The sequence below is a fragment of the Erythrobacter sp. NAP1 genome (assembly GCF_000152865.1).
Lineage (GTDB): Bacteria > Pseudomonadota > Alphaproteobacteria > Sphingomonadales > Sphingomonadaceae > Erythrobacter.
In genome coordinates this window covers 1923163-1947983 of sequence record NZ_CH672390.1, presented here as the reverse complement: position 1 = coordinate 1947983, position 24821 = coordinate 1923163, and the positions used below count along the sequence as shown (strand labels likewise).

General features: G+C 60.3%; 19 protein-coding genes. 14 read left to right on the top strand and 5 right to left on the bottom strand.

The features are described from left to right. The first annotated feature begins 150 nt into the window (after positions 1-150). The 3 genes from NAP1_RS09325 to NAP1_RS09315 all read left to right on the top strand — a co-directional run bounded on the left by NAP1_RS09325 (position 151) and on the right by NAP1_RS09315 (position 6942). Positions 151-1866, top strand: coding sequence for a BCCT family transporter (locus NAP1_RS09325; protein WP_007165034.1), 1716 nt, complete (start codon positions 151-153; stop codon positions 1864-1866). Positions 1867-2240: 374 nt separating this feature from the next. After that, positions 2241-4898, top strand: a complete 2658-nt coding sequence (locus NAP1_RS09320) for a TonB-dependent receptor (RefSeq protein ID WP_040464377.1) — start codon at positions 2241-2243, stop codon at positions 4896-4898. A gap of 79 nt (positions 4899-4977) precedes the next feature. Then, on the top strand, positions 4978-6942 hold the full coding sequence (locus NAP1_RS09315) for a tetratricopeptide repeat-containing sulfotransferase family protein (protein ID WP_007165032.1): 1965 nt from the start codon (positions 4978-4980) through the stop codon (positions 6940-6942). Here the strand turns inward: NAP1_RS09315 and NAP1_RS09310 are convergent. Then, positions 6939-7280, bottom strand: coding sequence for a tRNA-binding protein (locus tag NAP1_RS09310; protein WP_007165031.1), 342 nt, complete (start codon positions 7278-7280; stop codon positions 6939-6941). The two genes, NAP1_RS09315 and NAP1_RS09310, sit on opposite strands and share 4 nt — an antisense overlap. Positions 7281-7356: 76 nt before the next feature. Between NAP1_RS09310 and NAP1_RS09305 the strand changes: the two genes are divergently transcribed. Genes NAP1_RS09305 through acs form a run of 6 tightly spaced genes read left to right on the top strand, consistent with a single transcriptional unit; the run spans position 7357 to position 14050 of the window. After that, on the top strand, positions 7357-7836 hold the full coding sequence (locus NAP1_RS09305) for a (2Fe-2S)-binding protein (protein WP_007165030.1): 480 nt from the start codon (positions 7357-7359) through the stop codon (positions 7834-7836). A 3-nt stretch (positions 7837-7839) separates the two neighbouring features. Continuing rightward, complete coding sequence (locus tag NAP1_RS09300) at positions 7840-10092, top strand: xanthine dehydrogenase family protein molybdopterin-binding subunit (protein WP_007165029.1); 2253 nt, start codon at positions 7840-7842, stop codon at positions 10090-10092. Between the two features lie 16 nt (positions 10093-10108). Continuing rightward, on the top strand, positions 10109-10549 hold the full coding sequence (locus tag NAP1_RS09295) for a cytochrome c family protein (RefSeq protein WP_007165028.1): 441 nt from the start codon (positions 10109-10111) through the stop codon (positions 10547-10549). A 5-nt stretch (positions 10550-10554) separates the two neighbouring features. After that, positions 10555-11499, top strand: a complete 945-nt coding sequence (locus NAP1_RS09290) for an XdhC family protein (RefSeq protein WP_007165027.1) — start codon at positions 10555-10557, stop codon at positions 11497-11499. After that, positions 11492-12070, top strand: a complete 579-nt coding sequence (locus NAP1_RS09285) for an NTP transferase domain-containing protein (protein ID WP_007165026.1) — start codon at positions 11492-11494, stop codon at positions 12068-12070. Before NAP1_RS09290 ends, NAP1_RS09285 begins: the two co-directional genes overlap by 8 nt. A 54-nt stretch (positions 12071-12124) precedes the next feature. Next, the gene (acs, locus tag NAP1_RS09280) at positions 12125-14050 is read left to right on the top strand and encodes an acetate--CoA ligase (RefSeq protein ID WP_007165025.1); all 1926 of its coding nucleotides are present in this window, start codon (positions 12125-12127) and stop codon (positions 14048-14050) included. 6 nt (positions 14051-14056) lie between these two features. On the opposite strand, the gene NAP1_RS09275 is transcribed toward acs, so the two are convergent. Continuing rightward, entirely contained in the window at positions 14057-15451 is a 1395-nt protein-coding gene (locus NAP1_RS09275) for a TolC family protein (RefSeq protein ID WP_371170577.1), read from the bottom strand. Between NAP1_RS09275 and NAP1_RS16780 the strand changes: the two genes are divergently transcribed. After that, positions 15354-15572, top strand: a complete 219-nt coding sequence (locus tag NAP1_RS16780; protein WP_371170012.1) for a hypothetical protein — start codon at positions 15354-15356, stop codon at positions 15570-15572. The two genes, NAP1_RS09275 and NAP1_RS16780, sit on opposite strands and share 98 nt — an antisense overlap. Here NAP1_RS16780 and NAP1_RS09270 read toward each other — a convergent pair. Continuing rightward, a complete protein-coding gene (locus NAP1_RS09270) occupies positions 15532-16578 on the bottom strand; it encodes an HlyD family secretion protein (RefSeq protein ID WP_007165023.1) in 1047 nt (348 codons plus the stop codon). The genes NAP1_RS16780 and NAP1_RS09270 overlap by 41 nt on opposite strands. After that, the gene (locus NAP1_RS09265) at positions 16575-18284 is read right to left on the bottom strand and encodes an ABC transporter ATP-binding protein (protein WP_007165022.1); all 1710 of its coding nucleotides are present in this window, start codon (positions 18282-18284) and stop codon (positions 16575-16577) included. The genes NAP1_RS09270 and NAP1_RS09265 overlap by 4 nt, the downstream gene beginning before the upstream one ends. A 244-nt stretch (positions 18285-18528) precedes the next feature. Here NAP1_RS09265 and NAP1_RS09260 point away from each other — a divergent pair, with 244 nt between their 5' ends. Genes NAP1_RS09260 through NAP1_RS09245 form a run of 4 tightly spaced genes read left to right on the top strand, consistent with a single transcriptional unit; the run spans position 18529 to position 23772 of the window. Next, positions 18529-19656, top strand: a complete 1128-nt coding sequence (locus NAP1_RS09260; protein WP_156777237.1) for an FAD-dependent oxidoreductase — start codon at positions 18529-18531, stop codon at positions 19654-19656. A 54-nt stretch (positions 19657-19710) separates the two neighbouring features. Then, entirely contained in the window at positions 19711-21849 is a 2139-nt protein-coding gene (locus NAP1_RS09255) for an FAD-dependent oxidoreductase (RefSeq protein WP_040464881.1), read from the top strand. A gap of 38 nt (positions 21850-21887) precedes the next feature. After that, entirely contained in the window at positions 21888-23165 is a 1278-nt protein-coding gene (locus NAP1_RS09250) for a NupC/NupG family nucleoside CNT transporter (RefSeq protein WP_007165018.1), read from the top strand. A 4-nt stretch (positions 23166-23169) separates the two neighbouring features. Further along, positions 23170-23772 (top strand): CDP-alcohol phosphatidyltransferase family protein, encoded by a 603-nt coding sequence (locus tag NAP1_RS09245; RefSeq protein WP_007165017.1) that lies wholly within the window; start codon positions 23170-23172, stop codon positions 23770-23772. A gap of 7 nt (positions 23773-23779) precedes the next feature. Here the strand turns inward: NAP1_RS09245 and NAP1_RS09240 are convergent, their stop codons facing one another. Continuing rightward, complete coding sequence (locus NAP1_RS09240; RefSeq protein WP_007165016.1) at positions 23780-24583, bottom strand: DUF1499 domain-containing protein; 804 nt, start codon at positions 24581-24583, stop codon at positions 23780-23782. Between the last annotated feature and the right edge of the window lie 238 nt (positions 24584-24821).

The window sequence follows — 24821 nt, the reverse complement described above, 5'->3', positions numbered from 1 at the left end:
CGTAAAGTCCTGAATGCGCAAGGGGCTTGGCAGCGAATGTTCCGAAGTGAACGCGAAAAGGGGGTGGGGTTGCAAAGAGGCGCTTGGCCCCTGTAGGTGCGATGCTTCCAATAATGGCTCCCGCGAAGGGTTGCCGAACCAAGGTTGCACATGACCAGCGAAAGCGCTGACGCCTCTTCTACCGGAAATTATCCGATTGATCCGCCGATCATCGAACTTCCAATTTCAACCCATGACAGCGGTTTTTACGACGGCTTCAGCCGTGAAGTGACGATCCCGGGCAAGATCATTGTCTCGCTGATCATCATGTGGGCGATCTTCTTCCCTGTCAGCGCGATGGAGACGCTGCAGGTCGCCAATTCGACGATAATCTCTTCTTTCAGCGGCTGGTACGTTTATCTTGTGGCCGCTCTGATCGTAGTGTGTGGAGCGCTCGCGCTGGTGCCTCAAACGGGCTCGCTGCGGATTGGCGGGCCGGAGGAGAAACCGGAGTTCTCGCGCTTCTCGTGGTTCTCAATGCTGTTCGGGGCAGGGATCGGTATTGGGATGCTGACCTATTCGACGGGAGAGCCGCTCGCACATTTTGCGAACAACCCCGACATCATTCGCGGAAGCATCGAGGCAGGCACAGCCGAAGCCGTGCGGCCAGCTTACATGTGGACCTTCCTGCACTGGGGTTTCGGCGCATGGTGCACCTACGCGCTTGTCGGGCTGGCAATCGGATACGTCGCACATCGGCGCGGTCTGCCTCTGACGATCCGTTCGAGCCTTGCGCCCATTTTCGGCAAGTCGATGTCGGGTATTGCGGGCCATGTCGTCGATATCGTCGCGGTGGTCGCCACTATCCTGGGCGTTGCCGTTACGATGGGGCTGGGCGTGCAGCAATTCGTTGCAGGGCTCTACCGGGTCGGAATGGGTGACTGGCTGATGGTTGAAGCGGGCGACGGCAGCGGGCTAACTGCTTCGGCTGCTGCCATCGTGACCGCGCTCTTGGTGCTTGTCGGCGCATCCACGTTAAGCGCGCTGTCGGGCGTCGGGCGCGGAATCAAATGGCTTTCCAACATCAACATGGCCTTGTCGTTTGGTTTGCTGGCATTGTTCGCGACCGTCGGCGTCGGGCTGGGCGGGTTGGAGCTGCTGGCCCTTGGAATCTGGGATTATATCGTCACGCTTCCGGCCAACTCGCTGACCCTGTTCACAAGCGATGGCAGCGCAGCGGGGGATGCACTCGTGCAATGGCAGCTCGACTGGTCGGTCTTCTATTGGGCGTGGTGGATCGCCTTTGCGCCCTTCGTCGGAATGTTCATCGCCCGCATCTCGCGCGGGCGCACGATCCGTGAATACGTGCTGGGCGTGGCTCTGGTGCCGTCGCTGATGTGCTTCTTGTGGATGGCGCTTGCTGGCGGGACGGCGATCGAGCTGGAGCTCAGCGGACAGGCCGGTGGGCAGATTCTTGAAACGGGTATTTCCGATCAACTCTATGCAACTCTTGCGGTGCTCCTCAGCCCGGGAGTGGCATTAATCGTATCGGGTCTCGTGGTGCTTCTCTTGATGACCTACCTCATCACCTCGGCGGACAGCGCGATCCTGATCGTGAACACGATCAACGGCGCCGGGGATGACGAGGGCGCTCGCCGCTATCACATCATCTTCTGGGGCATGGCGCTCGCTTTCGTAGTCGGCTCAATGCTCATTCTTGGCGGTATCGAGGCGATCCGTATCACGATGATCATCGGCGCATTGCCTTTCTCGATCGTAGTCGTGGCCATGTGCGTAAGCATCATCAAGGCGGTCGTGTTCGACCTCATTCGCAAACGGCACGGCGTTCCGACGACTGCCGAGGCGTGCGAAAGCTGGGCTGGCTAAGTAACAGTTTTCGCGAGGACTTTGCTTTTCACTCGGCGAAGAACCAGTAAAAAGTTATATTTTCTGCACTTTTCTTGAGTTATTTGCGGGGGTCCACGCACCTTTGCAAATATAAAATAAGTTGATCTTCGCTCCATTTGAGTGACGAAGAGTTATATTTGCAAATTGCGTTTTTATCCATTTCTGTGTGGTTATTCTGCAACAAGCATCCGCAGCTTCTGCAAAACACACCTGACCCGGTGGTCAGACACGGTTCGGGTTGATACCCGACCCCCACACGCGCGCCGTTACTTTCATGAGCGCGCGGGTTTGCTTGATCCTGCTGATGCGTCCCACGCATCGCGCAAACAACAAAAACCTTAAAGGGGTTCAGAATGAGAAAACAAATTGCTGGCGCGTCGATGGGCGCGCTTGCGGTCGCACTCGCAGCGCCAGTCGCCGCGCAGGAACAGGCTCCGGCCCCTGCGCAAGCAGAACGCCAGGGCGGCGTTCGCACTATCGTCGTCACCGCGCAGCGTCGCAGCGAAGACCTGCAGGACGTGCCGGTTTCGGTCTCGGCCATCGGCGCACAGGAGCTTGAAGAGCTTAACATCGACACGTTCGAAGATTACCTCGAACAGATCCCGTCCGTGACCGCAGGCGGTAACGGCCCGGGCCAGAGCACGATCTACATTCGCGGTCTTGCCTCGACCACGCCGAACATCACGGTGGCCGGTGTCGCAGGTCTCGCACCGAACGTTGCGCTCTACCTCAACGATCAGCCGCTTTCGCAGCCAGGGCGCAACCTCGATGTCTACGCCGCTGACCTTGAGCGTATCGAAGTTCTGTCGGGCCCGCAGGGCACGCTGTTCGGTGCAAGCTCGCAGGCAGGCGTGGTTCGCCTCATCACCAACAAGCCCGACCTAAACGGCTTTTCGGTCAATGGTTCCGCTGGCGTCTCGTTCACCAAGGGCGGCGAGAGCAGCTATCAGGGTGAAGTTACGGTCAACGTGCCGGTCACTGACACCTTCGCGCTGCGCGGGGTGGTCTATCTCGATGACCAGGGCGGCTACATCGACAATGTCCAGGGCACGCGCGATCTTACGGAAAGCGCTCGCTTCCGCCCTGAAGGCTTCGTGCGCGAAAACGGCGTTCCGGTGAACGCCAACCGCGCCGGTTTCCAGTCGACCTCCGACCTTTCCGGCGTCACCTTCCTCGAAACCAACAACGCCGGGCTTGTTGAAGACGACTTCAACGACACCCAGTATGCCGGTTTCCGCATCAGCGGCCTCTGGGAAGTCACACCTGACTGGACCGTAAACGTCTCGCACCAGCGCCAGAGCCTTGAATCGGACGGCGTATTCTTCGCCGATCCGGAACTTGGCGGTCTCGACGATCTGGAGATCGAGCGTTTCGAAGAAGATCGCCTCGAAGACGATTTCTCGAACACCAGCTGGACTGTCGAAGGTCGCATCGCGATGCTCGACGTGATCTATACGGGCGCATACACCGACCGCGAAAGCGACCAGCGTGCGGACTACACCGACTACCTGTTCGCAGGTCAGTACCTGCCGTACTACATCTGTGACGGATCGGTGAGCTATCCGGGTTCCGCTGATCCCAGCGGCACATGTCAGCCGCCCAACCTTTACATCAATTCGTTCTCCAAGACCGAGGTGTTCACGCAGGAACTGCGTCTGAGCACGCCGGATGACTGGCGTGTTCGCTTCCAGGGCGGCGGCTTCTATTCAGACCTGAGCCTCGAAGAGCGCGTCGACTTCGCCTATCCGGGCAATGTCGCAGCGGCACCGTTCGGTCCGTTCAAAACCAACTTCCCGCAGATGACTGGTTTCGTCTCGGATCCGGGTCCATTCCCGGCTGACACGATCTTCCGCAACGACATTCGCCGCACAGACGAACAGTTCGGCATCTTCGGCGAAGTCAGCTTCGACATCGTGCCCGACCTCCTCACGGCAACCTTCGGTGCACGTTATTACGATGTCGAGGTCGATTTCGAAGGAAGCGCGAACGGATCGTTCTGCAACAGCTTCAGCGCGGAAGACCAGAACGCCTTCGGCACCGATATAAGCGACCTCTATAACGGCGACGGCGTGTTCAACTTCATCGGTTCGTGCGATCCGGCTTTGCGCCAGACGTTCGACCTGAACGACACGCTTGAGGACATCCAGAACGCGGGGCTGAGCGCAGGCCAGGCACAGCAGGTCTTCAACGCCATTCGCGCGCCTGACACGGCATCGACCAGTGGCACGATCTTCAAGGGTACGGTCACGCTGACCCCGACCCCCGATCTGCTGTTCTACGCGACTTACTCGGAAGGCTTCCGTCCGGGTCTGCTCAACCGTCCGGGCGGCGCAGTCGCTCCGGGTACGGGCTTCGTGGTGCCGTTCGAAGTCGATACCGACGAGGTGAAGAACTACGAGCTTGGCTGGAAGATGGACCTCATCGACGGCCAGTTCCGTTTCAACGGTTCGGCCTTCTTCGTGGACATTTCGAACCTGCAGACGCAGATTTTCGATCCCTCGATCACCAACCTATTCTTCTCGTCGAACGCGGCGGATGCAGAGATTTACGGGATCGAAGCGGACTTCGTGATCGCGCCGTTCTCGACACCGGGTTTGACGATTGCAGGCGCATTCTCGATCCTGGACACCGAGATCACCGACGTGCTCATCCCGACCACCGATGTGATCGAGGGCGAGGAACTGGCATACGCGCCGGGCTTCCAGGGCAACCTGCGCGCTCGGTATGAGTGGGATGTTTCTGACGAGCTGACGGCCTACATTCAGCCGCAGGTTTCCTACTCGGCCTCGAAGTTCACCGACATCATCGAGATCAACAAGATCGAGCTCGATTCCTACACTTTGTTCGACCTTTCGGTCGGCGTGAAGGCAGAGCAGTGGGGCTTCGAAATTTTCGGTGAGAACCTGAGCGACGAGCGTGCCGAAATCTCAGGCATCTTCGGCAACGATCGCGAACGCATCATCACAAACCGTCCGCTGACGGTGGGTGCACGGGTGACGTTCAACTACTGATCGAAAGCGATCCAACAATTGGCGGCGGGGGTGAACGGACTGTTCACTCCCGCCGTTTGCTGTGTAACAGGCGGGCATCATGAGCTCACGCGACGAACAGCTTAAGACTGCGCAGACCGCGCTGCAGGCAGGCCGCTTTGCCGAGGGACTGGCGCATGTCGAGGGGGTGCTGTCCGGAGACGCGGCTGATGGCGAAGCGCTCTACATAGCGGCGGTTGCGTGCCGGTACCTGAAGCGGTTCGATGATGCTTCGGCGTATCTCCAGCGGCTCCACGCCGCGATGCCCGAGTATGGGCGCGCCTGGCAGGAGGAAGGCCACCTTGCGCTTGCGCGTGGCGATGCGAACGCGGCGCTGACTGCGTTCGCGCAGGCAACCCGGTTCAATTCTGCGCTCGAAGCAAGCTGGCGCGAGCAGGCGCGGCTGGCAGGCCAATTGGGGCGCAATGATGATGCCGTGGCCGCAAATGCCCAGCTTGAGCGATTGCGTTCCCTGCCGCGCGAATTGGTGGCTGTGACCAACCATTTGCACGAAGGGCGCTTGCTACGGGCAGAGGAAATCTGCCGGCATTTCCTTCGCCAGAACCCGCGAAACGCTGAAGGCATGCGACTGCTCGCGCGCATCGGGATTGAGCTTGGCGTGCTCGACGATGCGGAGTTCCTGCTCGAGACTGCAGTGACCTTCGAGCCCGAGAACATCCAGCTTCGCCTTGATTTTATCGACGTTCTGCGCCGCAAGCAGAAGTTCGAACGCGCCTGCGAAGAGGCGGAGACGCTCTACCAGCGCGACCCGGACAACGCCCTGTTCCAGTCGCGGCTTGCGATCGAGAGCATGCAGGCTGGCGAATATGAGCGCGCCTTTGAGTTGTTCGACAAGGTGCTTGAAAAGCTCCCGCGCGACCACTCGACTCTGACGAGCAAGGGTCACGCGCTCAAGACCATGGGCAAGCAGGACGAAGCAGTCGCAAGCTACCGCGCCGCCTTCGCCGTGCGCCCCGATCACGGCGATGCCTATTACGCGCTCGCCAATCTCAAGACCTATCGCTTCACCGATGATGAGATCGACGCGATGCGCGAGCAGGCTGCGCGCGGCGATCTGGCTTTCATGGACCGCGTTCACATCGCCTTCGCACTCGGCAAGGCTTTGGAAGATCGCGGCGACTACGAAGCGAGCTTCAAGCACTACGATGAAGGCAATGCGCTGAAGCGCGCACAGACCCGCTACAGCGCCCAAGGAATGAGCGAGGAACTGGCGCGACAGAAAGAGTTCTGCACTGCCGACCTATTCGAGAGACATGAGGGTGTGGGCCACGATGCACCCGATCCGATTTTCATACTCGGCCTCCCGCGCGCAGGCTCAACGCTGCTCGAACAGATCCTCGCAAGCCATTCGATGATCGACGGGACGCTCGAGCTCCCCGATATCCTCGCTCTTGCTCACCGCCTGAGAGGTCGAAAGGCGGGCGCTCCGCTTTATCCCGCCAATCTACACGATCTGCGCGCCGAGGACTATGCCAAGTTCGGCGAGCAATTCATCGAGAACACCCGCGTCCATCGTCAGGGTGCGCCGTTCTTCATCGACAAGATGCCGAACAATTTCCGGCATATCGGCCTGATCCACCTGATCCTGCCCAATGCGAAAATCATCGATGCGCGCCGCGCGCCGATGGATTGCTGCTTTTCCGGTTTCAAGCAGCTGTTCGCGCAAGGGCAGGAATTCACGTACGGACTTCACGAGATCGGGCGGTACTACGCCGACTACGTCGATCTTATGGATCACTGGGACAAAGTGCTTCCGGGCAAGGTTCTGCGCGTCCAGCACGAGGATGTGCTCGACGATCTCGAAGGGCAAACGCGGCGGATGCTCGACTTCCTCGAAGTGCCATTCGAGGAGCAGTGCCTCGCCTTCCACAAGACCGAGCGTGCCGTGCGCACCGCTTCGAGCGAGCAGGTGCGCGAACCGATCAACCGAAAGGGGCAAGGCGCGTGGAAGCCGTTTGAGCCGTGGCTCGATCCGCTCAAGGAAGCGCTCGGCGACCTCGCCTAGCCCATCCGTGCGCCGTTCGGCACCTGCCTGTCTGGCGCAGCGAGAACGATTGCACCTTCCGCATCCGGGAAGCCCAAGACCAGCACCTCGGACATGAACGGCCCAATCTGGCGCGGCGGAAAGTTCACCACCGCCATGACGGTGCGACCCACCAACTCATCGGGCGAATAGTGATCCGTAATCTGCGCTGAGCTTTTCTTCACGCCGATCTCCTCGCCGAAATCGACCCAAAGCTTGATCGCGGGCTTTCGCGCCTCGGGGAAGGGCTCGGCTGCAGTCACGGTGCCCGCGCGGATATCGACCGCCATGAAGTCGTCAAAGCTGATCGTGTCCACCATCGTTCCCCTTTTACAAGCTCGCGCCCATCAGATAGATTGCGGATAGCAACTCAAGAGCGCTCGGGGAAATCAAGTTATGGCAAGTTTCATCCTCAATGGGGAGCCGGTGACAATCGACGCCGATCCCGCGATGCCTATCCTTTGGGTAGTGCGCGAAAAGGCAGGGCTTGCCGGCACGAAGTTTGGCTGCGGCATCGCACAATGCGGCGCTTGCACCGTGCATCTCGATGGTCAGCCGGTGCGTTCGTGCTCGACACCCATCTCTCAGGCAGAGGGCCGCGAAGTCACCACTATCGAAGGTGTTGCCGGACCTGAGGGTGAGCTCTCTGCGATCCAGAAAGCCTGGATCAGTGAGCAGGTCCCGCAATGTGGCTATTGCCAGTCGGGCCAGATCATGAGCGCGACGGCCCTGCTGCGCGAAAACCCGAACCCGAGCGATGAAGACATCGATATGGCAATGCGCGGCAATATCTGCCGCTGCGGCACCTACACCCGCATCCGCCGCGCTATCAAAGTCGCCGCCGGGCAAGCTCAACCCCGCAATGAGGAGGCATAAGCCATGAACGACATGTCTCCTGAAAAGAAAGAACGCTCGCGCCTCGCCAAGTGGAGCCGCCGAGGATTCATCGGTGCTGGCGTGCTTGCGGGCGGCGGCCTGCTGATCGGTATTGGCGTTCGTCCCGGCAATCCGATTGGCAAGCTTTCTTCCAAGGTCGCCCCTGGCGCGGATGAGCAGCTAGTCAATAGTTGGGTGAAGATCGACACCAACAACATCGTCACCGCCATCGTCCCGCACTGCGAGATGGGGCAGGGCGCTCACTCGGTTCTCGCACAGATGCTCGCGGACGAGCTAGATGCGGACTGGAGCAAGGTGAACGTCATGCAGGCGCCGACCGATGGCTCCTACATCGTGACCGACACGGCTCGCATGTTCGTCGCACCGTTCACGATGAACGCCGCCGACTGGATCGAGCCGACCTGGAATGGTCTGTTCACCCAGATCGGTCGTCTGGCAGACGCGCTCATCACCGGCGGTTCGTCGTCGATCCGCACGACGGGTCAGTACCAGATGCGCGTCGCTGGTGCGGCCGCGCGCAAGATGCTGGTCGGAGCAGCTGCCGATGAATGGGGCGTGCCCGCAAGCGAGATCGAAACACGCGACAGCACGCTGATCCATGAGGCAAGCGGCAGGCAGGCAAGCTATGCCGACTTCGCAACCGCTGCGGCAGAGCAGCCCATGGATCAGACGCCTGAGCTTAAGTCACCCGACCAATATCGTCTGATTGGCAAGAGCAAGGCGCGCACCGACATCCCGGCCAAGGTCGACGGCACCGCCAAGTTTGGCATCGACGCTGCCCCCGAGGGTGTGGACTACGCCTATGCGGCAAGCCTTCGCCCGTCCGTGCCCGGCACGCGCGTCGCAAGCATGGACGCGTCAAAGGCCCAGACCATGGGCGGGGTGCTCCAGGTCCTCAATATGGGTGATTTCGTCGCAGTGGTGGCCGACAGCTACTGGCAGGCGCAACAGGCGCTGGATAAGATCGACGTCACCTGGACAGAGTCTGAAAGCCCGATCCGCTCAACACAAGACCAGTTCGCAGCCTATGCCAAGGCTATCGACGAAGCCGGGCCGACCGGCGGTGAGGAAGCGGCTGCTAAAGGAGATGTGCAGACCGCTCTCGGCAACGCCGCCACTGTGATCGAGGCCGAATACAAAGCACCCTATCTCGCGCATGCACCCATGGAGCCGATCAACTGCACCGCCCAGGTGACCGACGGTAAATGCGACGTCTGGACCAGTACGCAGGTTCCGCTGATGGTGCGCTCAGCGCTGTCTGATGCGCTCGGCATTTCGAAGGACGATATCACCGTCCATCATCCTTATCTGGGCGGTTCGTTCGGGCGGCGACTTGAGGCCGTCTATGCGGTGATGGCAGCACGGGTTGCACAGGCGACCGGCTATCCGGTCAAGTCGATCTGGAGCCGCGAAGAAGATACCCAGAAGGCGCTCTATCGTCCGGCTGAATTGAGCCGCTTCAAGGCAGGGCTTGATGAAAGCGGCGCGCTGGTTGCCTATGACAACATCTTCACCCAGCGCCACGACCCGGCTGAAGCCAGTGTACCGGGTATCTACGCGATCCCCAACACGAGCGTCCGCGTCGCAGAAGCGCCTTTGCACTTACCATTTGCGGCATGGCGCTCGGTCGACCATTCGCAGCACGGCTTCTTTATCGAGAGTTTCATCGATGAGGCAGCGCATGCGGCTGGCAAGGACCCGATGGATTATCGTCTCGCGATGGTATCCGGCTCGCCGCGCCATGTGGCCGTGCTCGAAAAGCTGCGCGAGATGAGCGGGTGGGATGAGCCGCGCTCCGAAGGGACGGCGAAAGGCGTCGCAATCGTTGAAAGTTTCGGCACGATCGTTGCCGAGGCGATCGAGGTCGACATGAGCTCGGGGAAGCCAAAGATGCTCAATGCGTGGGCGGTTTGTGACGCGGGCTATGTCGTCAATCCGGATGGGTTTGCGAACCAGATCGAGGGCGGGATCGTCTTTGGCCTGACCGCTGCGAAGTATGGCGCACTCGACCTTGAGGACGGGGCCATCGTCCAAAGCAACTTCCACGATTACAAGATGCTGCGGATCGACGAGACACCCAATATTGAAGTCGCGGTGATCAATAGCGGGCTTGTCCCGATTGGCGGTGCGGGCGAACCCGGTCTTCCTCCGGCAGCGCCTGCCCTGACCAACGCGATATTCGCAGCCACCGGCAAGCGCCTGCGCGAACTGCCGATTGCCAAGCAGTTTGCCTGATCGAAGGGCGTAAGGGATGAGCATTCGCGCATTGGGCGCATCGGGGCTTGCAATCCTCATCGCCAGCGCCAGCGGCGCATCGGAAACCGAGCCTCCTGCGAGTTTCGATCCAAGCGATGTGGCGTTTGGCCGCGAGGTCTTCGACATGTGCGACGGGTGTCACACGGTCGAGCCAGGCGGGACCTCCGCTGCGGGGCCCAACCTGTTCGGCGTAGTCGGGCGAAGGGCAGGCAGCCTTGAGGGATATCTCTTTACCGAAGCGCTGGCTTCCTCCGAGATCACTTGGGACGCCGCTCATCTCGATGCCTATCTGGCCGATCCCGAAGGCTATGTCCCGGGCACCGATATGGAGCGCGGCACGGTGAGGGAACCCGAGTTTCGACGCGCGCTGATCGCCTACCTCTCAAATCTGAATGAAGCGGCGTCGGAGCCAATTGCGACCGAGACAGGCGAGTAGTTGCCTTGGACCTGAAGCACGTTTGCCAATTCCTCGCCGATGCCGCTCGCGCGGAAAAGAACTGCGTCCTTGTCACGGTGGTCGCGGTCGAAGGGTCGTCGATGCGCAATCCGGGCACGATCATGGGCGTTGCCGAGGATGGCACCTACGCCGGTTCCTTATCCGGAGGCTGCATCGAGAACGCGGTGGTCGCCGAAGCGCGCGAGGTCTTTACTAGTGGCGACGCTCGGATCGTGCGCTTTGGCGCCGGGTCGCCCTATCTCGACATCAAGCTCCCATGCGGTGGCGGGTTGGATCTCCACTTTCAGCCTTTGGAGGGCGCGGAGCTTTCAGAACAGTGCCTCAGTTCCATCGCGGAGCGCGCTCCCTTCTCCATCGCCCTTGGCCCCGATGGCGCAAGGCACGTGGGAGAATGGTTGCCCCCGACCTTCGATGCCAACGTCGGCATGGCAGCGTTTGGCCATTGGCCAGAGCCGCTGTTGCAGATCATCGGTCACGGTGCGGGGGTCGAGGCTCTGGCTGTGCTTGGGCGGACACATGGGTGCTCGACGCGGATCCTGACGCCGGATGAGCGGATCGTTTCTGGCTTGCGCGAGAAGGGCATCGAAGCGCTGCTGCTAGAGCGTACGAGCCAGACGGACCTCCTCAAAAGCGACCCGTGGACCGCGACGATCTTCCTCTTCCACGACCACGATTGGGAGATCGAGCTGATGGAGCGCGCTCTCACGCAGCCGCATTTCTATCTGGGCGCGATGGGTGGTAGAAAAGCGCATGCATTTCGTAGTGAAGCCCTCGCCGCACGAGGCGTTAGTGATGAGTCGCTCGCCATGATCCGCGCGCCGATAGGGCTGTTTCACTCCTCTCGCGATCCGCAGACCCTCGCGCTGTCGACGCTTGGAGAGGTCATTCGCACATACGAGGCTACCCGGTTCGAGGGCGATCTTGGATGACCCACCGCGTCTTGGTGTTGCATTACTTGCAGCAGGCGCATCGCGGCGCTTCGGCAGCGAGGACAAGCTTGAGGCGATCTTCAGGGGCAGGCGGCTGGGCGAACATGCTGCGATGGCAATTCCGATCGAGGAGTTTGCCGCGTCGTGGGTTATCACTTCCCGCTCAGGCCATGCTTGCGAGCAGCTCTGGAAGGAGCGCGGTCTTGAACCGATTGTCAATCCAAGAGCAGCCAATGGAATGGGCACTTCTGTAGCCTGCGCGGCGAGGCGCGCCGAGGCAGAAGGTCTCGATGGCCTTGTGATTGCGCTGGCGGATATGCCGATGATCCCGCGAGGGCATTTCATGACGCTCATGTCCGCGCTCGATGGACCACAGGCAATCGCCGTTTCCGCTTTCAAAAAACATCGCTCGCCGCCGGCTGTTTTTGGGAGAGGCCACTTTTCGGCACTCGCTTCGCGTGAAGGAGACATCGGCGCGCGGGATCTTCTCGCGAGAGGCGAACCGATCTTATGCCCACCCAACTGGTTGGTGGACATCGACACTCCGGAGGCTCTCAAATCTCTTGATTGAACAATGGACAGGCCGCCCTGAGGGCCCTTAAGAACCGTTGCAAGGAGAGAGATAATGACTGGATTTGTCGAGCGGCCCGAGCAGGCGCACACTCCCAATTGCACCGGTGTTCAATACGCTGCGATGTATGAGCGTTCGCTGGCTGATCCTGATGGCTTCTGGCTTGAACAGGCCAAGCGCCTCGATTGGACCCAGCAGCCAAGGAAAGGTGGCGAGTGGAGCTACGACCCGGTCGATATCAAGTGGTTTGCCGACGGTTCGCTGAACCTTTGCCACAACGCGGTCGATCGGCATCTCGACAGCCGCGGTGACACACCCGCTATTATCTTTGAACCCGACGACCCAGCAACGCCTTCGCGCACGCTCACCTATCGCCAGCTTCACTCCGAAGTCATCCACATGGCCAACGCCCTCAAGGCCATCGGGGTGACCAAGGGCGAGCGCGTGACGATCTACATGCCGAACATAGTCGAGGGCGTGACGGCTATGCTCGCCTGCGCGCGGCTGGGCGCGATCCACTCCGTTGTCTTTGGCGGCTTCTCGCCTGAGGCGCTTGCTGGTCGGATCATTGATTGTGAAAGCCGCTTCGTGGTCACCGCGGACGAAGGCAAGCGCGGGGCAAAGAGCGTTCCTTTGAAAGCCAATGTGGACGCCGCCTTGGAAGTCGAAGGGGTCGATGTAACTGGAGTGCTGGTCGTCCAGCACACCGGATTAGCCGTGCCGATGACCGAAGGGCGAGACCACTGGTTCCATGAGGTCAAATCGGACGCAGATGTGCCCTGCGAGACCATGGCAGCCGAAGACCCGCTCTTCATTCTTTACACATCGGGCTCAACCGGAAAGCCCAAGGGTGTGCTCCACACAACCGGCGGATACGGCGTGTGGACCGCGACGACGTTCAGTTACATTTTCGACTATCAGCCCGGTGAGGTGTTCTGGTGCACGGCCGATATCGGCTGGGTCACTGGCCACAGCTACATCGTCTATGGCCCACTACAGAACGGCGCGACGCAGGTGCTGTTCGAGGGTGTTCCCAACTACCCCGATTTTGGTCGGTTCTGGGATGTTGTCGCAAAACACAAGGTCAGCATCCTCTACACCGCGCCAACCGCGATCCGGGCCCTGATGCGTGAAGGCGATGACTACGTGACAAGCCGCGATCGTTCCTCGCTCCGACTGCTCGGAAGCGTAGGAGAGCCGATCAACCCGGAAGCCTGGCGCTGGTATTTCGACGTGGTCGGAGAGGGGCGTTGCCCGATCATAGACACATGGTGGCAGACCGAAACAGGCGGTTGCATGATCACCACTCTTCCAGGTGCGCACGACATGAAACCGGGCAGCGCCGGTTTGCCGATGTTCGGTATCCGCCCGCAGCTGGTCGACAATGATGGAGCCGTGCTGGACGGAGCGACCGAGGGCAATCTGTGCATCACGCACAGCTGGCCCGGACAGGCGCGCAGCGTTTACGGCGATCACGACCGGTTCGTTCAGACCTATTTCTCGACGTACTCCGGCAAGTACTTCACCGGGGACGGGTGCAAGCGCGATGAGGATGGCTATTACTGGATCACGGGCCGCGTGGACGACGTGATCAACGTGTCAGGCCACCGAATGGGAACTGCCGAAGTCGAAAGCGCATTGGTGCTCCACCCGCAAGTCGCCGAAGCGGCGGTGGTTGGATACCCGCATGATGTGAAGGGGCAGGGCATCTACTGCTACGTCACAACCAATGCGGGCGTCGAAGGCTCGGACGAGCTTTATCAGGAGTTGCGCGCGCATGTGCGCAAGGAAATCGGACCCATCGCGACGCCTGACCAGATTCAGTTCACCGACGGCCTGCCCAAGACACGTTCGGGCAAGATCATGCGCCGAATTCTGAGAAAGGTCGCCGAAAACGACTACGGCTCGCTGGGCGACACTTCGACACTTGCCGATCCCTCGTTGGTCGACCGCCTGATCGAGGGCCGACAGAAAACCTAGGGGACGCTATTCGAGGCCCAGCTCGTCGAGGTTCATCACCGCCGCATTGTAGCTTGCCGTGGCGAGCCTGCCGACTAGCTGGGCACGAATGCCTCGGATCTTGGCATCGGCTGCGCTTTCCTCGCGCAGGTTCACGCGGAAGAAGTCGCCAGCGCCAAGTCGAAAACGCCTTCGTTCTGCCGCGACCATGGCTTCGGCTTGTTCCACCTCTTGGGTCGCCAGGTTCGCCAGACGGAGCGAGGCGTCGAGATTGGTCAGAATGTTGTCGAGTTCGACGGATATCTGGTCAGCGACCCTGCGCTCGCGAAGCTCGATCTCGCGCAATTCTGCCTCGGCCCGCTGAAGCCGTCCGCGCGCCGTGCGCCGCTGTAATGGCACAGTGAAGGTAACGCCGATTGTGGTGTCGGTGGAATCGAAAGTCGGTCCGCCATCGCCGATCGCCCCGAAATCGCGCGAAACCTCTGCCCGAAGCTGAAGGTCGGGCTGCAAATCGTTCTGGCGCAGGGCCACCTTGTTCTCAGCGCGCTCCACCGCGAGGCGAAAATTCAGAAGTTCGGGGCGATTGGCGAGTACTTCGCTCATTTCAATCGCCATCAAGCTTGCCATGTCAGGCAACTCGGCAATCACGTCTGACGTTGGGAGATTTGCTCTGGTCGGGACAATCAACTCGCCGTCATACCCCCGAAGGTAATAGGACAGCGAAGTCGCAGCCATCGTGAAATTGCGCTGCGCCTCTCGCAAAAGCGTGCGACGGCGAAGGACATTTTGCTCGTTTTCGATAAGGTCGACTTGCGCTCGCGCACCAAGGCGAACTTCGCGCGACAGCCCGACCGCGCGTGCTTCGGCGATTTCGAGCAATTCCTCGTATACGCGGATCTCTTCACCCGCCGCCACCCAGCGCCAATATGCGCCAAGCGCTTCGTGCTGAACTTTCAGCTGCACCAGCAGCACGTCGAGGCCCGCCTGGCCAGCGGCGAGGCGGCTGTCCTCGACATCGAAACGGCGTTGATCGATCCTGTTGTTGCGCAGTAGCGACAACAGGCCACCGACCTTGAATTCGCCAAGCTGGTTGGTGTTGTAGATATTCTCGTAGATCGGAAAGGTGCCGTCAGACAGGCGGTAGGTTCCGTAGATTTCCGCACCCATCGGGGCGAGCGGCTGGCGTGCGCCGACTTCGGCATAGCCGCCTGAAAAAGTGCCGGTGATACGGTCGTAGGCCTCGCCTTCGAGGATCAGATCAAAGGCACCATCGGCCGCAAGCTGGTCCGACCGGGCAGCGGCCTCGCGCTGGAAGCTTTCAAGGATGCTGGGGAACGTGAGCGCAGAAGAGCGCAGCACTTCCTCAGGCAGGAGCGGGCCCGTTTTGATCGCTTGTTCAAGCGGTTCTTCGAGGGCCTCGATATCCTGCGCGTTGGATGGCTGCGCTGCAATCATCGCAGCGCATAGTAAAGCAGCTCTGGTGGCAGAGCGGACCTTCATGATCAGTAGCCCTGCGACCCGTTGGTTGAGCCGTTGGCGCTGACCGGCGGAAGTTCGGGCGGGAAGTTGTTGAGCTGACGCCAGATCTCATATCCGACAGGCACAGTTTCAAGCAGGATCCAGGCCCGGACCACCGTCCCGATGCGGGCATAGCGATCTTCCGGCCAGCCTTCTTCGGCATTCGGGTCTTCCTTGATGAGTACGCGGAAACGCCCGTCCGGCTGTGCGACCTGATCGACGGTCTCGACAATGCCGGGGAAGGTGCCGATCGCGACCGAGGGCCATCCGCTGAATTGTACGGCGGGCCAGCCTTCAAACTCGATCCGGGCTTCTTCGCCGGTCTGCACAAGCGCCACATCGCGGCCATCGACGAACACTTCGACGACCCGCGTCTGTGTTTCCGGCACGAATGTTGCGAGGACCTGCCCTGCGCTTATGAACGTCGCTTCGTCGCCTGCATTGATAGACTGGATAAAACCGTTGCGAGGGGCCGTGATCAATTGTTCCGACTGGCGCGCAAGGTTCGTCTCTGTCCGCACCAGGCTCGCCTCGGCTGCGGCCACGTTGCCGCGCATTTCTTCGACCCGGATTTGCGCCTGCTCATATTCGCGGCGGGCTGCGAGGCCTGCCTGAAACAGCTCCTGCATACGCCGAAGGTCGATCTCTGCGGTCGCGAGCGCGTTGCGCGCTGTCTGGAGCTGAACCTCGACCTGCCCACGTTCGGCTTCGAGTCTTTGCAGCAAATTTGGGTCGATATCGGCGATGCGGACGATCGGGTCTCCTCTTTGGACCCGGCTGCCATCTCCGACATACCACTCCTCGATCCGCCCTGAGACCAAAGCGTTGACTTCCTGCTGGCGCTCATTGGGGTTGAGCGTCGTCACGGTTCCGCGTCCGCCAGTGGTCTGGACCCAGGGGACATAGATCAGGAACAGGACCGCAAGCACGATCGCAATCAGCACCGTTACGAAGATCGTGCGGAAGATACGCGGGGTCCGCACGCTCTGGAGCGCGGTGAAATGCTTCATGTGCAAGGCGCGCAGGGTCATTGCGATGCTCCCACAACGTCATGGAAATGCTCGAAGTCCTCGAAATAGCCCTGCTGTTCGACATCGAGATAAAGGAATTTGTCGAAGCCCAAATCGGTCTCGCGGTTCGAGAAATAGATCACGGTCGAATAAGCTTGCTCGCGCAGTTCCCGAATTGCGGCGGCGAGATGCCTTTCGCTCACAAGATCGAACAGTGGGCTCAGGACCAGAATGCGCGGTTGTTCGAGCAAGGCGTTGGCGAGCTTCAACTGCTGCACTTCGACTGCTGAAAGCGGATAGCCGGTGTAGGCAATGGGTGTATCGAGCCCATTTTCTAGCTTCGACATCGTGTCGATGAGCCCGACGGTTTCGAGAGCCTTGACCATGCGCTGGTTCGCCGTGTCGGGGCATGACAGTGCGAGATATTCGCGGATTGTCATGCCGACGAATGTCGCGCGCTCAAGAACGTGAACGTCTTTCCTGAGGTTATATCCCTCGATGTCGCGGAAGTCGGTGCCGCCGATGGTGAGAAATCCAGAATCTGGCCGTCTGTGCATCTTCAGAAGGTTGGTGAAAAGCCGCTGGATGCCATGATGGCGGGCGACAGCCATGATGATCGCGCCGCTAGGAATTTCGAGGTTGAACGTGATCTCATCACTGCGCGCCTTGGCTTTCACGCCGGTGAATACCAGTGTGTGATCACTAAGATCGACAGGGTCTTGCGAAGTCGGCTGCTCTTGCTCGACGTCGTAGAACAGAGAGATCTCTTCGACTGCGGCGCAAAGGTCGTAGAAGTACGTGAGGTAGGTCCCCAGCTGCGCGACACCGAAGAAGGCCACCGAAAGTACGAGTTCCGCCGCGACGAGCTGGCCGAGCGTCAATTGCCCCTGAATGACAAGCCAGCCTCCAAGACCCAGCAACGCTGCGCTTGCCGCTGCATAGAGCAGCAGGAACGCCAGGGTCTGGGCAAAGTGCTGGCGAAAGTGGCGTTTGTGCTGTTCGAGGTAGGCGTGCGTATATTCGTCCGTCCGGTCGAGCGCGTAGTCGACCCGGCGCTCTGACTTGAAGAAGCCATTCGAACCGCCGACCGTTTCAAGCCAGTTGGCCGTCTCGTGCTTGGCATGGCTCAAATCGATGCCCGTGCGGATCGCCTTTGCGCCCCAGATCAGCCAGATCACCCAGATCAGTGCCGACATGACCAGCGTGAACACCAGGAACAACGGGTGATAGAGCGACACCAGAACGAAGCCCACTGCGACCTGAAGCACGACCGAGAAGCCGCCAATGAAAAGCACAGGCAGAGCTTTTTGCACGTTCACGACGTCAAAATATCGATTGAACAGCGCTGACGATTTGCGATCGGAGAAGAACGGATCCTGCGCGTAGACCGCAATCAGCGATATCTCCGCAACCATTCGGGCGTAAAACCGTCGCCGAAACAGCTCCATCAGATGGATACGAAGCGCGTACAACAAACCAAACAGGATCAGCAGGCCGAACAGTGTCAGCGAGAGCACCACCAACGGCGCAGTTAGAGCAGTGTTCGCGACCGTGTTGACGAGCATCTGAACCGAGATCGGCGTCGCTAGTGACAGCAGGCTCACGCCCACGCCGTAGACCACCGCCAACCAGTAGAAACTGGCCTCGGGCCGCAGAATTGCGAAGAAGTGCCGGAAAAATGTGACCAGCGAAATTTTCGAGCCGTGAGTAGGGGTCTCGAGGGCCATCTATGCTGTCCTGTCCAGTCAGCTTTGTTTCAATCTATGCACCAACGCTTACTGGAGCCGGATGATCCCTCTACGGTCCCAGTGAAGCCAGCCAAACGGCCGGCGCATTGCAGAAGGCCTTAGATGTATGAGGGCGAACGGTCAAAGCAAGGAAATGCGCCGGATGCCGCATTTTTTGCAAAATGGCTGGCGACGCTGAGCTTGCGCTCGACACAAGCTGCCCAATCAGGGAAGGCTTCGTGTGATGAATATGCCGTCCTCACATGGCAAACCAGAGCATCTGCTGCTGATCGGTGGCGGCCATGCGCATGTCGCGGTGCTTGCCGATTGGATCAGGCATGGGCTGCCCTGTCCGCGCGCCACCATCCTCACGCCTTCGCGGCAACTGAGGTATTCGGGGACAGTACCCGGATGGATTTCGGGCCACTACAATCGTGATGAGGGTCTGGTGGACGTGGCCGGGTTGGCGCTTCGTGCAGGTGCGAGTTTGGTCGAGGGGCGGTGCGCCCTGATTGATCCGGATGCTCGCCGCGTCGAAACCGATGCTGGAGAGCGAGTTAAATTTGACATCGCCTCGCTCGACACTGGCGGCGTTGGGCAAGCGAGCGATGTCTTGGGCAAGGATCCGCGCCTTATCGATATCCGTCCCATCCAAGGCTTCGTTGAGAGGATGGACGCGCTAGGCCCTTCACCCAGGATTGCGGTCATTGGCGGCGGGGCAGGCGGTGTTGAACTCGCCTTTGCCCTCCGCAACCGCGCAGGTTTTGAGAAAAAGCCGCAGGTGGCGCTCGTTGCTGGCACAGCCGGTCTGCTCCCTGAATTCTCATCCTCCGTCAGAAAAACCGCTCTTGAAGAGTTGTCGAGGCAATCAATCGTGCTCGTTCAAGAAGATGCACGCATCGACGAGAACGGACTTTATGCCGGAGGAGAGCCTCTCGAGCCTGTCGACACGATAGTCGCGGCGATCGGCAGCGCAGCTCCTGATTGGGTGAAGGCAAGCGGGCTCGCAGTTGACGAAGCCGGGTTCGCGGCGATCGACCAGCACCAGCGCTCACTTTCGCACCCACACATATTTGCCGTCGGCGACGTTGCCGCCCGGCAAGATCGTCATGTGCCACATTCAGGTGTTCACGCGGTGTTTGCCGGACCTGTACTTGCGGCAAACTTGCGCGCCGTGATGGCAGGGCGGCAGCCTCGCGAAACCTACGTCCCGCGCTGGAACAACATTTACCTATTGTCGACCGGAGATGGCCGCGCGATTGCGAGCTATGGCCGCTTGTCAGCGAAGGGCCGCTGGGTTTCGCGGCTCAAGCACTTCATCGATATGCGATGGCTCAGGAAATACGCTGGTCTTGCTGGCGGATCGGGCTAGAGCCGTAACAAATTGGCCAAGGCGCGCGAAGAAGGGTCGTACAAAGGGGCACACATGAAAAAGATCGTAATCCTTGCCGCGTTGGCTGCGCTCATCGCCGCGTACTTCTTCTTCGACCTGGGGGCGTATCTCACGCTAGACGGGATCAAGCAGGTCTCGGACGATGCAAGTGCGTTCTATGATGAGAACCCTGCGCTTGTGCTCGGCGTGTTCTTCGCCGCTTATGTAGCGGTGACGGCGGCCTCGCTTCCGGGCGCTGCGATCATGACGCTGGCAGCGGGCGCGCTGTTCGGACTGGTGACGGGCACCATCCTCGTCTCTTTTGCATCGACGCTCGGCGCAACGCTTGCTTTCTTGTCGTCGCGCTATGTCCTGCGCGATACGATCGAGAGCAAGTTCGGGGAGCGGCTGAAGGCCATCAACAACGGGCTTGAGCGCGACGGCGCGTTCTACCTCTTCACGATCCGCATGATCCCCTTGTTCCCGTTCTTCGTGGTGAACCTCGTCATGGGGCTGACCCGGATCAAGACCTGGACCTTTGCCTGGGTCAGTCAGGCTGGGATGCTGCTGGGTACAATCGTCTACGTCAACGCAGGCACGCAGCTGGCGCAGATCGACAGCCTTTCGGGGATCGCGTCGCCTGCGGTCATCGGCTCCTTCGTGCTGCTCGGCATCGTGCCCTGGATTGCCAAGGGGATCATCGGCCTGATGAAGCGGCGCAAGGTCTATGCAGGCTACACCAAGCCCAAGAGCTTCGACCGAAACATGGTGGTGATCGGCGCGGGATCGGCTGGCCTTGTAAGCGCCTACATCGCCGCAACCGTCAAGGCGAAGGTCACACTCGTCGAAGCGAACGAAATGGGCGGCGATTGTCTCAATACCGGCTGCGTCCCCTCCAAGGCCTTGATCAAGAGTGCGAAGGTCGCTGCCATGATGGAGCATGCGGACCGATACGGCATCACACCGGTCAAACCCGAAGTGCCATTCCGCCAGACGATTGCGCGCGTGATGGAGATTATCAAGACGATTGAGCCGCATGACAGCGTCGAGCGCTATGAAGGCCTGGGTGTGGATGTCATCAAGGGCTACGCAACGATCATTGATCCCTGGACGGTCGAAATCGCGCTGAATGACGGCGGTACGCAGCGCCTGACTACACGAAGCATCGTTATCGCCAGCGGCGCTGAGCCGGTGGTTCCGCCGATCGAGGGCGTTGAAAGTTCTGGTTATCTCACGAGTGAGACGATGTGGGATGCGTTCTCGCAGATGGACAAAGCGCCAGCGCGTGTCGCGGTGCTTGGCGGTGGCCCAATTGGCTGCGAGATAAGCCAGGCTCTCTCTCGGCTCGGGTCGCAAGTCACCCAGGTCGAGATGGGCGAGCAACTGCTTGGCCGTGAAGACGAGGACGTTGCCGAAATTGCAAAGTCGTCGCTCGAAGCGTCCGGCGTGAAAGTGCTGACAGGGCACAAGGCGGTTCGTCTGGCTGACAAAGTGCTTACAGCTGAAGGCCCGGAAGGCTCAGTCGACATCCCTTATGACGCGCTCATCCTCGCGGTTGGGCGCAAGGCGCGGCTCAAGGGCTTTGGACTAGAGAAACTCGGCGTAGACACGGACAAGACCGTAAATACCGATGAGTTTCTCGCGACCAAATTCCCCAATATCTTCGCCGCCGGCGACGTCGCGGGCCCGTATCAGTTCACCCACACTGCCAGCCATCAGGCCTGGTATGCGAGCGTCAACGCGCTCTTCGGCCAGTTCAAGAAGTTCAAGGCCGATTACCGCGTCATCCCGGCCGTGACCTTCACCGATCCCGAGATCGCCCGCGTTGGCCTCAACGAAACCGAAGCGCGCGATGAGGGCATTGAGTTCGAAGTGACGACATACGGCCTAGACGACCTCGACCGCGCGATTGCCGAAAGCGAGACCAAGGGCTTCGTCAAGGTTCTGACCCCTCCTGGCAAGGACACGATCCTTGGCGCAACAATCGTCGGCAGCCACGCAGGGGAGTTGCTCGCCGAGTACACGCTGGCGATGAAGCACAAGCTGGGGCTCAACAAGATTCTGGGTACGATCCATCCCTACCCAACCATGGCGGAGGCAAACAAATTTGCTGCCGGCAACTGGAAGAAAGCAAACAAGCCTGAAAAGCTTCTCGAATGGGTCGAAAAGTATCACGGCTGGCGACGCGGGTGAGGCAGGCCTAGAGAGGCAGCGCTCAAGGGGATCGCTTTTTGGAATATTTCGATCAGTTTCGCGGAATAATCGGCATTGCGGCGCTGCTCGCACTGGCCTGGGCGGTGAGCGAGGATCGCGCGGCGCGTCCCGGCTGGCGCTGGATATTGGGCGCGCTGGGCCTCCAGGCTGCGCTGGCGCTGTTGATCGTGCGCGTGCCGTTCGTTTGGGACCTAGTGACGCTCGCCAATGAAGGCGTTGCGGCTATCGAACGCGCGACGCTCGATGGATCATCCTACATGTTCGGATATCTCGGCGGGGCGGACCTGCCGTTCGAGTTGAAAGAGGGCGCGCAGCCGCCGCTCATCATCGCATTCCAGATCCTGCCGCTGGTGATCGTGTTCTCCGCGCTAGCCGCGCTGCTGTGGCATTGGGGCGTATTGCGCTGGCTGGTTAACGGGCTGTCTTTCCTCTTGCGGCGAAGCCTTGGGGTTAGCGGCGTTGTCGGGTTGTCGGGCGGGGCGAACATGTTTCTCGGCGTTGTCGAAAGCCCGCTCGCGGTTCGCGCCTATTTCGCCAGAGTCAGCCGCGCCGAGCTGTTCCAGATCATGGTGCTCGCGATGGCGACGATTTCGGGCGCGATCCTGATCCTCTACGCGACAACGCTTCGCCAGACCGTGCCCGATGCGGTGGGGCACATGATCTCGGCGTCGCTCGTTTCGCTGCCCGCCGCGCTCCTGATCGCGAAGCTGATGGTGCCGGGCAACCCGGAGGATGCTGCGACCGACGCCGACGAGGACGAGCCGGGGCTAAGATATGAAAGCTCCATCGACGCGATCGTCAAAGGCACGATGGACGGGATGCAGCTGTTCTTGGCGGTCATCGCGGTCATCATCGTGATCTTCGCGCTCGTGTCGCTTACCGACCAGGTGCTCGCTCTCCTCCCGCTTGTCGGTGATGAACCGATCACTTTGAAGCGCGTATTCGGATGGCTCTTTTCACCCTTCATGTGGCTTATCGGGGTGCCGTGGGCCGAAGCGCAGGCGGCGGGCGGATTGATGGGCACCAAGGCGATCCTCAACGAATATGTCGCTTACCTTGAGCTTGCAGCCTTGCCGCAGGACACATTCGGAGAGCGCAGCCTTCTGATCGTCACCTATGCCTTGTGCGGGGTCGCAAACCTCGCGAGCGTCGGCTTGCTAGTCTCGACCATCGGAACCCTGTGCCCAGAGCGCCGTGCGGAAGCGGCAGGTCTTGGCATGAAAAGCTGGATCGCGGGCAACATCGCCACGGCTATGACGGGTGCATGGATCGGCCTCGTGACATTCGGAGCCTGACGCGATGCTCGATGCAAAGCTGCGCCCGATCATCGACCCACCACTCAACAGGGCAGGGCGAGCGCTGGCGCGGATGGGCGTGACGGCCAATCTTCTTACGTTCACGGGACTCGCGTTGGGGTTGGGTGGTGCGATTGCAATTGGATTTGGCGAGGTCGCGATTGGCCTTGCGCTCATCATCGCTAACCGCCTGCTCGACGGGCTGGACGGCGCGGTCGCTCGCGCCACCGCCCCGACCCCACTGGGCGGCTATTTCGATATCGTCGCAGACTTTGCCTTCTACGTATCGATCCCGCTCGGCTTCGGCGTCATGGCGCCCGAGCACACGCTCCCCGCCCTAGTCCTTGTCGCCAGTTTCGTCCTGACGGGGGTCAGCTTTCTCGCGTTCGCCGTGATTGCCGCTGAGCGCGGCGAGGAAACGCAGGCGCATGGAAAGAAGAGCTTCTTCTATTCAACAGGCCTTGCCGAGGGGACAGAAACAATCGCGGTCTTCGTTGCGATGTGCCTGTTTCCCGCATGGTTCGGCGCGATCGCTTATGGCTACGCGGCCTTGTGCGTGCTCACGGTCTTTCAGCGCAGCGCAATGGCCGCCGCGCAATTCAGGTAGGCAGGATTTAGCGCTGGCCGATCTGTTCGGCGACGCGGCCTCGAAGCTCCGCGATACGCTTGGCATTGGCGCCCAAATCGCTGCGTCCCACGCGGCTTACCGAGCGGAAGTCGATCTCGCTCTCGCCTACGCGGGCGACAACATCGTCCTTGAAGCCGTACCAGAAGGTCTCGGCAACGCCCTCAACGCGGCCCTGTTCGACATCGGAGCGGATGTCGACGAAGCCCATATTGCCCATCGCGGCGGCGACTGCAGCAACAGCGTCTGCCCTGCTTGCACCGCCTAGCGGGAGCGGGGACAGGTCAGCGTAAGTGTCGTTGATGATCTGCGCGTGGCTTTTGATGGCAAGCTCTGGTGCGGCGCCTGCATACATCTCGATCTCGCTCAGCGGCGTCTGATAGTCGCTCAGCGGATTGGCGCCGCTTTCCTCGCGCACGGCCATGGTCTCAGCCGAGAAAGCCGGAGGATCAGCGGTGTCGGTGGCAACATCGTGAATCGGATTCTCGCCCGCCGTCGAACGCGCCGACATGAAACTCGTGAACATCAGCGCCGGGAGCACGATGCCCACCAAAGCGATGCCGATGGTCACCTTGCTGCGCGGCTTTTTGACGAGGCCGATGATGAGCGAGATCAGTGCAATCACGGCCACGATGCCGAGCAGGATCGGACCTGCAGTGAAAGTCATGCTGACCAGACCTGTCACCCAGCCCCACAGGCCGACTTTTGTGCCCAGCGCTGCGATCATGAAGTAGATCGGCAGGAACACGATCAGGGCGAGGACAAGCTTCGAATGCCACGATAAGTTTTTCATCCGCGTGTCTTTAGCGTTCGTATGTCGATTGGCAATCCATTCGCTACGTGTCCGGTTGGAAGGGGTGAGTTTCCAAGCGGGGTTTTTTCCGAGGAATCGGAAACCAATCGCCAGGCAGGTCGTTGTTGGTTTGCATCGATATCCCGTGAACCCGTGCTACTGCCGGGATGCGACGGTGTTGAAAATCCGGACCTTGGCTTCTACACAGGGGTCGGGATCAATTTGGACGGTTCGCAGG